The 12,459-nt window shown below is 43.6% G+C and carries 9 protein-coding genes; 4 read left to right on the top strand and 5 right to left on the bottom strand.

The annotated features are described in order from the left end of the window. Positions 1-17: 17 nt before the first annotated feature. From KIH87_RS18395 to nhaD, 3 genes are all read right to left on the bottom strand, one after another. A complete protein-coding gene (locus KIH87_RS18395; RefSeq protein WP_232359307.1) occupies positions 18-3,143 on the bottom strand; it encodes an ABC transporter substrate-binding protein in 3,126 nt (1,041 codons plus the stop codon). Between the two features lie 242 nt (positions 3,144-3,385). After that, on the bottom strand, positions 3,386-4,849 hold the full coding sequence (gene dgt / locus KIH87_RS18390; protein WP_232359306.1) for a dGTPase: 1,464 nt from the start codon (positions 4,847-4,849) through the stop codon (positions 3,386-3,388). A gap of 137 nt (positions 4,850-4,986) precedes the next feature. Then, complete coding sequence (nhaD, locus tag KIH87_RS18385; protein WP_232359305.1) at positions 4,987-6,357, bottom strand: sodium:proton antiporter NhaD; 1,371 nt, start codon at positions 6,355-6,357, stop codon at positions 4,987-4,989. Between the two features lie 105 nt (positions 6,358-6,462). Here nhaD and hemN point away from each other — a divergent pair, with 105 nt between their 5' ends. Beyond that, the gene (gene hemN, locus KIH87_RS18380; RefSeq protein WP_232359304.1) at positions 6,463-7,848 is read left to right on the top strand and encodes an oxygen-independent coproporphyrinogen III oxidase; all 1,386 of its coding nucleotides are present in this window, start codon (positions 6,463-6,465) and stop codon (positions 7,846-7,848) included. A 488-nt stretch (positions 7,849-8,336) separates the two neighbouring features. Here the strand turns inward: hemN and KIH87_RS18375 are convergent, their stop codons facing one another. After that, positions 8,337-8,567: a hypothetical protein gene (locus KIH87_RS18375; RefSeq protein WP_232359303.1), complete on the bottom strand. Its 231-nt coding sequence runs from the start codon at positions 8,565-8,567 to the stop codon at positions 8,337-8,339. Positions 8,568-8,762: 195 nt separating this feature from the next. On the opposite strand from KIH87_RS18375, the gene KIH87_RS18370 reads away from it, so the two are divergent. The 3 genes from KIH87_RS18370 (at position 8,763) to KIH87_RS18360 (ending at position 11,571) form a co-directional block, all read left to right on the top strand. Beyond that, positions 8,763-9,527, top strand: coding sequence for a group II intron maturase-specific domain-containing protein (locus KIH87_RS18370; RefSeq protein ID WP_232359302.1), 765 nt, complete (start codon positions 8,763-8,765; stop codon positions 9,525-9,527). A gap of 580 nt (positions 9,528-10,107) precedes the next feature. After that, complete coding sequence (locus KIH87_RS18365) at positions 10,108-10,866, top strand: hypothetical protein (protein WP_232359301.1); 759 nt, start codon at positions 10,108-10,110, stop codon at positions 10,864-10,866. A gap of 306 nt (positions 10,867-11,172) precedes the next feature. After that, the gene (locus tag KIH87_RS18360; RefSeq protein WP_232359300.1) at positions 11,173-11,571 is read left to right on the top strand and encodes a group II intron maturase-specific domain-containing protein; all 399 of its coding nucleotides are present in this window, start codon (positions 11,173-11,175) and stop codon (positions 11,569-11,571) included. Positions 11,572-11,695: 124 nt separating this feature from the next. Here the strand turns inward: KIH87_RS18360 and KIH87_RS18355 are convergent, their stop codons facing one another. Continuing rightward, positions 11,696-12,409 (bottom strand): SDR family NAD(P)-dependent oxidoreductase, encoded by a 714-nt coding sequence (locus KIH87_RS18355; protein ID WP_232359299.1) that lies wholly within the window; start codon positions 12,407-12,409, stop codon positions 11,696-11,698. Between the last annotated feature and the right edge of the window lie 50 nt (positions 12,410-12,459).

The following is a 12,459-nucleotide window of genomic DNA, read 5'->3' as shown; positions in this document are numbered from 1 at the left end:
CATAAGCAATCTGTCGGTTAATCGCGCTCTAACAACCGTATAAATTCCTTTGCTGGCATCGGGCGATAAAACAGGAACCCTTGCAGATAATCAATGTTCAGCTCCTCTAAAATCGAGCTTTGCTGAGTATTCTCCACACCTTCAGCCACTATTTTCATTTTCAATCCATGAGCCATATGTTCAATTGCCTGGATTAGCAAGCGAGCTTCTTCCTTGGTTGCCACATCATCGACAAACATTTTATCAATTTTAATTTTGTCGACAGGTAGCTTAATGAGCTGACCTAATGATGAGTACCCTGTGCCAAAATCGTCGATGGCGAGCGAGAATCCCATATCGCCAAGTTTTTGTAGCACAGATATACCGCTTTTGAAGTTTTGAACGATGGCGGTTTCAGTTACCTCCAGCAAGATGTTTTTGGGGTGAACCTTATAACGTTCAGCGATAGCTTTAAATGTTTCCGGCAGGTTAATATCATCTAATTGAAACGCTGATACGTTCAAGGATATATACTCAAGTTCTCCGATTTCGACTTTGTCATGCCAGGCATGTAATAACTTACAGACTTCCTCAAAAGCGAACAGTCCCACTTTTTTGATTAACCCGGTCATTTCTGCAATGGGAATAAATATCGCTGGCGATATCATCTGATCATCGTCTTGCCAACGGCAAAGGGCTTCCGCTCCAACGATGCGAACTTTTTTCATATCTACAATAGGCTGTAGATACATGGTTAACTTGCCTTCGCTGATAGCGCTGGTGAGCTCTTTAGCGACCTTTACCTGAAGGCGAGATTGTTCATGCAGTTGGCTGTCGTATTGCATCCAGCCATCGCGCCCCTTCTCTTTTGCCGAATACATGGCAACATCTGCATTTTTCAGAAGATCATCCGGGCTATGAGTACCCCCGTAGCCCATTGCTACCCCAATGCTGGCACTGGTATGGATCTCAATACCGTTGATAACAACGGGTTGGCGCATAATGCGAACAATGGATTCAATGAATCGAGACATATCTTCAATGTCTTCGGTACTGCGTTCGCACAAGATCAAAAACTCATCGCCTCCGAAGCGCGCTACAGTGTCTCCAGGGCGAGCCGTATTGATCAGGCGTACAGACATTTCCTTTAGAAGCAAGTCACCAAAATCATGTCCGTAATTGTCATTAATAAATTTGAAAGCGTCTAAATCAAGAAACATCAAAATGACAGGCTTATTGCTGCTGGAGGAACGTTCCAGCGCTTTTTCAATGCGCTCTCGAATCAAGGCACGATTCGGCAATTGAGTTAAAGCATCGTGAGTGGCGCTCCAAATCAGCTGTGATTCATAGCTTTTCTGATGGGTAATATCCCGAATGGTAACAATCAGTTTGGTTTCACCTGCCGATGTGATTTTGGCAATACTGGCTGTCATCGGAAATTCGCTGCCATCGCGCTTGTATCCATACAACTCTGAGCGTAACGACATTGCTTTTTCATTTTGAGCTGAATCTACAAATTTGGCGATATATTCACTGTGGCGAACGCGAAATCTGGGAGGAATTAGCAAGTTAACGCTATGATTTTTCATCTCTTCATGTGGGTAGCCAAACAGCTTGACCGCAGTTTTGTTCGCGTTCAGTATTTTTCCTTTATCTGAGGTCACAATAATTGCAATGTCGGCGGTGTCGAAGGCTAATCCCAAGGTTGAATGGTTGTGAATTTGAAAATTGGTAAAGATGGCGATTTCAGCCACACTGCTTTCATTGGTTAATAGTTCAAATTTCACTTTGTCGCCTAAGCCTTTCCGTATCAGATGTTCAGGCGAGCGGATAACGCAGCGTACTTCATTTGTTTTTAATAACTGGATGACTTCTTCGTTTTTTGCCAATTCAATTAATAGGGCGTTTTCCACATTGGAATAAAGCGCACTTAATATTTCACCGGTGGTGGATTTATTGATTTTGACTATGCCCAATATATGCCATGACGAAGGTTCTTCTTTGAACTTGTCTGCGCTATCCTCAGCTTTAACGGAAAAGCTATCCAGATAGCGAGCAGGAATTCTGGGTTCTATTTCGCCAAAACTTTCAATGATTTCAAACTGACCATTAGGTAAGCAGCGAGAAAGGTAACTGTTTACCGAGGAATGATGAGTCGATGGTTCCATATGCAGAGTACCTTGCAGCCCATTTACCTGAATATGGAGTAGTGCTTCTACAACTGCCTCAGGTTCGGTTGTACCCGCTAAATTCACTGCATTTGCATAGGCCATAACACAATTGTAAGTACCTTCACCAAAATTAGTCAGGATGCCATTGCCATTAGGCCAAATGCCATTTACATCTGGAAGTTGTGCCAATTCTTTCAAATATTGATGATTTTTTTCGGTATCAATGGACATGAAATAGGTATTACTGGAATAGAAGCCTTCTCGAACATGTTCGGACAGGTTTGAAACCATCGCTTCATCGTAGTGACCCATGACCACCGTGATTTTTTCTTTTAGTCCTAACTGTGTGAATTGAGTCAGCAAATTGATTTGATCATGACCAGCAAAATAAGGAACAAAAACGTCAGCACCAGAACGCTTTACCTTCTCCAGTAAAGGATGGAAGTCAGAAGTGCCAAATTCAAAATACTCTTCGCCGACAATTTCACCACCGTAATCATTCAAGGCGCTTTTGGCGGCATCGATTGAACCTCGGGGCCATTCGTAGTTACTTCCGGCAAAATAAAATTTGGGGCCGAATCGCTCAGCCATATAAGGCACCATTTTATCAATTTGCTGATTCGGTAGGGCGGCAAAATTAAAAAAATAGCGACCACTAATACTGCCTTCGTAAAATGAAAAGTTCAGGTAGGGTATCTTCTTGTAGTTTGCGACTTCATAGTTGACCGCAATACGCGAATTAGAAAGTAGATTACCGATAATGGCATCGCATCCATCTTCTTCGATCAGTTTTAATGCGCAAGGTACGGCTGTGTCGGGCAAGCTTCCGTCATCACCAATAACCAATTCCAAAGGACGTCCTAACACGCCGCCGAGACGATTTATTTGATTACATGCAATGATCCCTGCATGAGATATTTCTGGTCCGTACAATTGCACCAAACCGGTTAAAGGAGCCATTAATCCGATTTTTACCGGAACATCTTTTTTCATAGGTAGTTAGCGCTCACCGATTACATCCAATAAATGCAAAATACAATAGAGAGTGTATTACTTATACTGAGCTCAGGTTATTTGGTTTCCCTGACGTGGAATAACTTAAGTGTAGCAGATAGATGAAATTTGCCGCTTTTGATTCAAAAAAATGAAAAGGATATTTCCGGGGCTGTTGAACATTGGGGAGCTATGTTGTTATGGAGCACTGCGCATAACGTGATTATGCGCAGCTCAGGTATTTAGTCTGCGACCATCAATGCACGATATTCGTCATAGGCGAATTGATCTGTCATGCCGCTAATGTAGTCCTGCAGTAAACGGCAGCGATAATAAAATTCCAGTTCATCATTTTTATCTGCGACAGCTTGTTTATAGGCTCTTAAATGTTTACTGGAGAGCTTTTTGTAAAGGCGTTTCTCGAGTAAGGGAGCCTGTTTTTTCTGTTCTGCGACAGCATCGAAGGTGCTGCGATCTAACTGGAGCAAAGGCTGATAGGCATCCAGTAAGCCTGTGATCACCTTGTAACCTCGTAACTCCATCGCTTCTACTTCCTGATGGCAGAAAGCGAATTTGAAGGCCACGTTTTTTAGCGATTCGGTAATGGCATGAGCGTAGCTCTCATCTTCCAGCAATGCCGCGTTAAATGTACCGCTGTATACTTCGTTGATGTGAGTTTTAAACTTGTCCGCTGCATGTTTTACCAGAGGATGAATAACCCCAACTCGAAAGGCGATAAAAAACTGGCTGGACGGGCAAATATTGTCTTTTTCTTTGGCTTGATTCGATTTGCGTAAGATTTCTCTTAGATCCAGAGCCTTGGGCACGGCAGGGGAGAGTTTATATTTGTCGATTAGCGCTTCAAATTCCTTTATCAGTGCTGACTGTAACTTGTCTAAATCCAGAATATGCTTTTCCACTGCATCTTCCAGATCGGCAATACAATAGGAAATATCGTCAGCCGCTTCCATGATGTACGACACCGGGTGACGGCAACCTTCTTCCATGTCTAGCGCTTTACGCAAGTCATTTACATAACCAGTTTCACTGAAGTAATAACCCACTTTCTTTTGCAGATAATGCTGTGGGTGAGGCTTCTCGGGTTTGACGTTTGTGCCACAGCGGGTGTATTTCAGAATGCCCGACACCTGGGTGTAGGTCAGGTTTAAATTCAACAGCGTATGAACTAAACGAATGGCTTGGGCGTTGCCTTCAAAATGACAAATATCACGAGCCAGTTCTTCATTTAGCTGGATTGAACCTGATTGGCTTTTGGGATAACAAGATGACAGGTTTTTCCCAAACCAATCGTTGATTGCCTGTTCGCCAAAATGACCAAATGGAGGGTTGCCGATGTCGTGCATCAGGCAGGCCATTTCCACCAGGCTTTCCAGATGGCGTTCCAAACCTGATAATCCATATTCTTTCTGTTCTTGTTCTGTCAGGTTGCGAAAAATGGTTTGCACGATAAAGCGCCCAACCTGCTGCACTTCTAACGAGTGTGTTAGCCGGCTGCGTACCGCAGAATTGCGTTCCAGAGGAAATACCTGGGTTTTTTGCTGCAATCGACGCACTGCCGCTGAGTTGATAATGCGACCTCGGTCACTTTCGAATCGGGTGAGTGGAACAACTTCCTGAGACTGCTGATTATTGGCAGATGGGCTCATGTAAGGGCGGGCATCTGTGATTTTTTTGGCAAAGTTCATGAGTGTGATTGTCAGTCTCTAACCGGATTAATGGGCTTATCGCATGCGCCTCGTATACGTCTTTTGCGCATGTTTTTTTGCATTTCAATGCAGCCTTTTTAACTTAGAATACTGACGTCTGCAAGTTTGTGTATTACTTACCCATTTAAGCCTAAGTGAACAAGAATGCTGGCAACATAGCCCAGTGCTATTACGGGAGTCCATTTCAAATGCCCCCAAAAAGTGTACTGTCCTCTTGCTTGCCCCATCAAGGCAACACCGGCTGCAGAACCGATGGAAAGCAAACTGCCGCCAACGCCTGCGGACAAAGTTACCAGCAACCATTGGTATTCTGGCATATCGGGTTGCATGGTGAGTATGGCGTAAACCACGGGAATATTATCCACGACGGCTGACACAATACCGACCAGACTATTGGCGATGGTGAGCCCGAATTGACCATAAATCATTTCCGAAGCCAGTCCAAGATATCCAATAAATCCCAAGCCGCCAACGGCCATGATGACGCCGTAGAAGAAGAACAAGGTATCCCACTCGGCATGGGCAACTTTAGCGAACACATCAAAATCGTAGGGGTCATCAACACTTCCCGGAGGGTTGTCTGCCTTGTGAACCCATGCCCGAGAGCGCTGGCGTAACACGTAGCCGTACAATTTCAGATAAGCAAGCCCGGTTAACATGCCGAAAACGGGAGGGATCCCCAGCATAGAATGAAAGGTGACGGCGGTTGTAATCGTTGCAGCAAAGAGCAAAACGATAAGGCGTCCACCAAATTTAATTTGTTTATGCGGTAATCCATGCTCTGGAGGAATGGAATTTGGAATGGCGTATTGCATGATCAGCGCAGGTATCATGAAATTGACCACGGCTGGTAAAAATAACTGAAAGAAATCCCAAAAAGAGACCATGCCTTTTTGCCAAATCATCAAGGTTGTGATGTCACCGAAAGGGCTGAATGCTCCTCCCGCATTGGCAGCAACAACGATATTGATGCATGAAATCAGGACGAACTTTGAGCGTCCGTCTGATACGGCCATGACCACGGCACAAAGAATTAAGGCGGTGGTCAGGTTATCAGCAACCGGTGACAGGAAAAATGCGAGAAGTCCTGTAATCCAGAATAGTTGCCGATAGGTGTAATCATGGGCGATTAACCATAGCCTTAGAGCATGAAATACACCCCGCTCCATCATGGCGTTGATATAGGTCATGGTGACGAGTAAGAAGAAAAATAACTCAGCATATTCAAGGAAGCTATGCCTCATGCCTACTTCAACCAGCTCTGTTGCGCCATGAGCGCTAAAGAATATACCAATCAAGACCCATATAAGCGCGGCAGCCAACAACATGGGTTTGGATTTACGTAGCTTGAGCCGCTCTTCTAAAATGACCAGTACATAGCCGACAAAGAAAATCGCTAAACAGGCATATCCAACCCAGTGATGGGTTAATAGCGCTGTAATTTCACTAAATTCGGCAACCGTTCCGTTGCCGTTGAACATCGTCATTTATTGTTATTCCTGTTGCTTTCTTGATGTACGTCAACCTGCCCGGATAAACGGGTTGCTAGGATACCATCACTCTATTAAGCAAGTTACTTTCTTGAAAGATTAATGACCGAAACCACTCAATCAATTACTCACCTTACCCGTAAATATAACCAAAACGGGCCGAGATACACGTCATATCCTACGGCATTGGAGCTTGCGAAGGGCGTTGATGATTCGCATCTTGTTCAAGCATTACAGCATTCTGAGCACAATGATGTGTCTTTATATTTTCATATCCCGTTTTGCCATCAGCTTTGTTACTACTGCGCTTGCAACAAGATGGTAACGCGCCAAAAAGAGAAGGCAGAGCGTTATCTCGGTTATTTGTTTAAGGAAATTATTCAGCGTAGTGCCTATTTGAAAGACAAGCAGATTTGCCAGATCCATTTGGGCGGTGGTACGCCTAATTTCCTGCGTCCAGAACAGCTTGCTTCGCTATTGGAGACCGTGCGTCGCTATACCAATCTTAAGCCGGGTGCGGAAATCAGTATTGAGCTGGATCCGCGACTGGTTCAACAGGGTGATTTAAAGGCTTTGCGTGAAGCTGGCTTTAATCGTATCAGCATGGGCATTCAGGATTTTGATCGTTCGGTACAGCTTGCTATCAACCGCGTTCAGGATGTTGTGGATGTGCAAGACATCATGGCAGAAGCGCGCCAGATTGGTTTTGATTCGGTCAATATGGATCTGGTTTATGGCTTGCCCCATCAAAGCTTGAACACTGCCGAGTATACGCTGGATTGCATAGAGCAGTTGCAGCCAGACAGGCTGTCTTTGTTCAATTATGCTCACATGCCCAGCCGATTTGCGGCGCAACGTAAAATTAAAGATGAATGGCTACCTTCAGCCGATTTAAAACAGGAAATGCTGGAATATGCCAAGGCAAGGTTGTTAAAAATGGGGTATCAACATATTGGAATGGATCACTTTGCCAAAGCGGATGATCCACTGAGTATCGCTCAGCGGGAAGGGCGTTTGCATCGAAACTTTCAGGGCTATACGGAACTGGATGAGGCTGAATTGTTAGGGTTTGGAATCACTTCTATCAGCCAGGTTGGGGATGTGATTTGCCAAAACCATAAAACCTTGCACGACTATTATCAGGCCATTGATCACATTGAGTCAGGACACGATGCCAATATCGTGGACAAGGGAATTTTGCTGAGTAACGATGATCATGTGCGAGCTGCGGTGATTAAGCAGCTTATTTGTCATTATCAGTTAATGTTTTCTGACATAGAGAAAGCATTCGATATCCAGTTCAAAGAATACTTCGCAGAAGAACTGGAGATGTTAAAGCCCATGGTGAATGACAGGCTGATCAGCATTGATGAGCAGGGGATTCTGGTGGCTGAACAGGGAAGGGCTTTTATTAGAACAATGTGTATGTGCTTTGATGTGTACCTACCTAAATACCGCCGTACTGCGGCTTTTTCAAAGGTGATTTAAGCAAGTTGCTATAGGGTGATTGAGTGAAACTGGCGTCACCCTGAATTTATTTCTGTCTCTTAGTCACAAGTCGAATGAATGGTCTTTTAATCGTTTGTGTTTTATACAAATGGCTATATGTCACCTTATTCTCCTTGACGTGGTATGAAGCTTGAAGAATGGTCTGTTCCCCTCGGTTAACCCCGAGCATCGGAAGAATATTGAAAGCAATTCATCAGGGATGATGAATTAGGGCTGCCCGGTGCATGGATGCACCGTGAGACCGGCTTTCAAGATTCGAGAAGCACAGGAATGGGTTAACCGTTGGGGCTGATTTCTTTTGGTTACTTTTCTTGTTCAGCTGACTATTTATTAATTTGGGAAAAGTAACTGGCGCGTCCGAAGGACGTGTCATACAAGAAACCCAAAGAAATAACAAAAGCATAATTATCATTGATGAATAGAATCTATCCGACATAAAAAGACGTGACTAAGAGACAGAATTCATTTCAGGGTCTTTTCACAGTGAGCAATAGATGCAGATAGTCATCAGCATGAGTACGCCCAACAGGGTGAATAATCAGCATGGTGCAAGTCCATGTCGGAGCAAGCCGAGACTCCGTAGCTGAACGTAACTGCGTAACCGTGAGGTTGGGTGGAGAGTAACGGGAAGCGAACTGTCGGTCCGTAGGATAACGAACCTGATTCGGTTTGATGTTGTGACGAGCTTCCAGATGCATGGCGAAGTCTGAAACACACTTATCACGCTATGTCGGTGGTGAAAGCGATGATAAGACAACATCGGATGGTTGAGGATGGAACGACAAGACGGTTATTTATCTGGACTGGGGAGCTCTCTGTTTGGAGGTGACTGAACAGAGTAGTCAGAGCCCTGATAGTACCGGTGTCTGAATTTTTTTCGGATGAGACGAGTGGTGAGCAAACCCACTCTTAGGAAAGCGGGGCAGGAAAGTAGATACGTAAAGAGAATATTGGTGGATAGTGATATGCCCTTACCAGTGCCAATAAAGGCTAGACGAGAGGCTGAGACCCAGCAGGACTGGGTCGACACATCAATATGGTCGGCGCGTATGCTGGCGGCGCTGGGTAACGGCGTCAAAGGAGGCAAGTGGTATAGCCTGATGGATAAACTGTGCCGTCATTCAACACTGCACCCGGATAAAACCCATCTTGGGAACTGCATGGAAAAAGGTCAGGGTTTTGACTTTCTGGGCTATCGGTTTGAATGCGGCAAGCGTTTTGTACGCCGTAAGAGCTGCAAGGCACTGAAAGACAAAATCAGAGAAAAGACCAAACGAACGCAAGGGAAAGCGGTGGTGCAAATCATACGAGAATTAAACCCAATTCTAAGAGGATGGTTTAATTACTTCAAACATGCAAGAGCGCGGATATTCCAACTTATGGATGGCTTTATCCGACGTCGTCTCAGAGCCATTAAACGAAAACAGGAAAAACGCCCCGGTCGAGGACTAACACTCGAAGACCATAAGCGTTGGCCTAATGCCTACTTCGCAAACCTTGCCTTCCGTCACCCTCGCGAAAGCGGGGGCCATTTGCTTGACGATGAATCAAAGTGCAAAACTCAACCTGTTAGCATTGATTTCTCTACGGCGGAGGTGGATTACTGCCTTCGAAGGAATGGTTATGGGAATGACGACAGCAGAGAGTTACTGCCTTAATTCGCCCGCATATTCTCAAAACTTTACATTTGCATAGTCACGAGTAAGGAAAAATTAGTTGCTTGCAATAAATGAGATAGTATGGATAATCCGCTTCGCACGATCAGTAGCAGGATCTTTAAATAATTGTTGTGCAGTAAAATCTACATTAAAAAATAATAACATGACAAAATAAAAATTTTTCTCACTCTTTTTGCCTTAGCTTTTGCATCATCTGCTGTTTCAGCATCTTGTACCAAATGTATCAAATTAGACGATGGTTCTTGGATGTGCGAAGTTTGTGAAGATGATAGCCTGACGCCAACACCTTAAGGAAAGAGATGGTGAAAAAAATACTAAAGTTGACATTACTTTCTGGTTTGCTTCTTTTTACAAATGCAGCGTTCGCAGACTATAAATGTAAAAACTGCGTAAGAACTATGGGTGGGTATATTTGTCAATCATGTGAAGATGATTCACTTAATCCAAATCCCTGATTCGTAACTTACCAGAATCTTTACTTGTTAAAATGATAAAGTCACAGTTAATTTTTATACGATTGTGGCTTTGATATAGCCCCTTCTAACTACATAGAATCAAAGTGAAATACTTCTCTCTAAGCCTGCTAATACTTATCTTTGTGATTTTCAGTCTTAATTTTAATAATCATCACCCTTTACCAGATAAAGAAAGCGGAACTACTAAAAACTCAATTGAATCAAACAATATTCTGAATGTCGATAACTCTCAGACTCTGAATGAGGAGAAAGAGGAAGATCAAAAAACATTAATTAAGAAAAAAGATGCTTCCTTAGATGTTCATCCCCAATCTGATGCATTACTAGAATCAAGGGCACAAATGTCAGCAAGTCAGGTTAGAGTGCTGGATGAAGGTGAAATTTTATATAAAAAGTTCAAGGAGATTTACGAGTCCGAACCTTTTAAATTTAAAGTTCTCAATGATGGAAAGGATATTATTAGGGCCAGAATTCACCCAAAAGGTGACCTGATAATAACCCATACTGCTGTTGAAGAAATCCAACAAGTTATGTTTGATAAAGATTCATATTTAGAAAAAACATCCTCTGAAATGAATGAGTTAGATAACACCAGCGAAGCGGCGGCTCAAAATATCGATTTTGTCACTAGTGTAGTGATGCCTTTATCTACCGAATTTGATTTAACTATTTATAGCTTTTCATGTTCTGCCTCGAACTGCATACTTCTTGCCAGCTATTTGGAAAGGGAGAAGGCATTAGAATTTGTCAGAGCTATTGAAAATGAAGAGCGATATGTTATTTCTTGGGCTTACCCAATCAGGCATACAAATACAGAAGCTATCATGCTGAAATTTCGATAACTAAGGCGAAGGACTTTAACTATACAAAAATTTACAAGGACACCCACCGCATCAGGGCGAGATCCCACATATTTAATCAGGTTATTAAGTTTAAATATTGAGCTACTGTAACATCAAAGTAAGGAAAATAATGCTGAATACAGTGTGCGGTTGAACAAGTTCTACACGCACTAACGACTGAAACTTTAGATTATTATCCGTTGATTAGTTATTGAACAAAGTGGAATCCCGCCCTGCCCACCGCATAACGCCACAGAAATAAGTTCGTTGCTGGCGAATATCTATTTGCACGAACTGGATTGTGAAATGGCTAAGCAGGGTTTTGACTTTCTGGGCTATAGGTTTGAATGCGGCAAGCGTTTTGTACGCCGTAAGAGCTGCAAGGCACTGAAAGACAAAATCAGAGAAAAGACCAAACGAACGCAAGGGAAAGCGGTGGTGCAAATCATACGAGAATTAAACCCAATTCTAAGAGGATGGTTTAATTACTTCAAACATACAAGACTGTGGATATTCCAACTTATGTATGGCTTTATCCGACGTCGTCTCAGAGCGATAAAACGAAAACAGGAAAAACGCCTCGGTCGAGGACTAACACTCGAAGACCATAAGCGTTGGCCTAATGCCTACTTTGCAAAACTTGGGCTTTTCACCATGAATGAAGCGTGGGAAAGAGCGAGCCGGTCCCGATGTGGAAACTACTAACTGGAGAGCCGTATGCGGGAGAACCGCACGTACGGTTCGGAGGGAGGGGCAGAAATGTCCCTACCCCTATCGAATCTATCTGGGGTATTGAATTAAGTGGATGCTTCGCGCAAGTTAAATAACTCTAACCTCGCTTAATCGCTCTGCCCCCGTCTACTCTGACACATGACCCCGTCATATAGTGGTTTTTCAGAATGGCATTGATCGCCATTAAGACAGGCTTAAAGCCGTGCTCCATCGGTAATAGCGTTTCACTGACAACGGTTTGTTTCTCTTGTTCCGAATGTTCCTCTAAAAACATCATGGGCCCCGGAGCGATACTATTCACACGAATACCCGGTGCGAACTTCTTGGCATAGCTCTTATTCAAGTTTTCCAGCCCTGCTTTGGTCGAGCAATACATGCTATAGGCTTCGTTTGGATTGTCGGCGTAGATATCAGTGATATGAATGATATTTCCCGCTGTTTGTTCGTTAGCTAATAGCTCTGCGGATAATTCGTTGATCGCCATAGGCACGCGCATATGAACATGGAACAGTTGTTCATAAAACGCAAAGGCATCAAGCTTGTGTTTATCATCCTGTTCAAAGACAGAAGCATTATGAACAACCGCCTGTATCGTTCCGAATTGCTGTTTAATTTGAGTCAATGCGGCCGAGAGTTCTTGTTGGCTATAAGTGGGCAATTCAAACTGGAACAGGTGCTTTGAATCGAGATTATTCAGGGCTTCTGAGCCAGAGCGAGTGAATGCAATAACATTCCAGCCTTGTTGCAAAAAGGCTTCGGTCAGATAGAGCCCTAATCTTCGTCCTGCGCCAGTAATAAGGATGGTGTTCAAAGTGGTGGAATTCCTGCGTTCAGGTTGCTCTTCATGTACTCGCATTATAT

Origin of the sequence: Paraneptunicella aestuarii (assembly GCF_019900845.1) — a bacterium.
GTDB lineage: Bacteria > Pseudomonadota > Gammaproteobacteria > Enterobacterales > Alteromonadaceae > Paraneptunicella > Paraneptunicella aestuarii.
Note: the sequence above shows the minus strand (reverse complement) of the source record. Positions and strands in the feature narration are given on the sequence as shown.

Excerpts from the sequence above, each read along its gene's own strand:
- KIH87_RS18395 (WP_232359307.1), bottom strand. The coding sequence starts at position 3,143 with ATGAAAAAAGATGTTCCGGTAAAAATCGGATTAATGGCTCCTTTAACC.
- dgt (WP_232359306.1), bottom strand. The coding sequence starts at position 4,849 with ATGAACTTTGCCAAAAAAATCACAGATGCCCGCCCTTACATGAGCCCA.
- nhaD (WP_232359305.1), bottom strand. The coding sequence starts at position 6,357 with ATGACGATGTTCAACGGCAACGGAACGGTTGCCGAATTTAGTGAAATT.
- hemN (WP_232359304.1), top strand. The coding sequence starts at position 6,463 with ATGACCGAAACCACTCAATCAATTACTCACCTTACCCGTAAATATAAC.
- KIH87_RS18375 (WP_232359303.1), bottom strand. The coding sequence starts at position 8,567 with ATGCATCTGGAAGCTCGTCACAACATCAAACCGAATCAGGTTCGTTAT.
- KIH87_RS18360 (WP_232359300.1), top strand. The coding sequence starts at position 11,173 with ATGGCTAAGCAGGGTTTTGACTTTCTGGGCTATAGGTTTGAATGCGGC.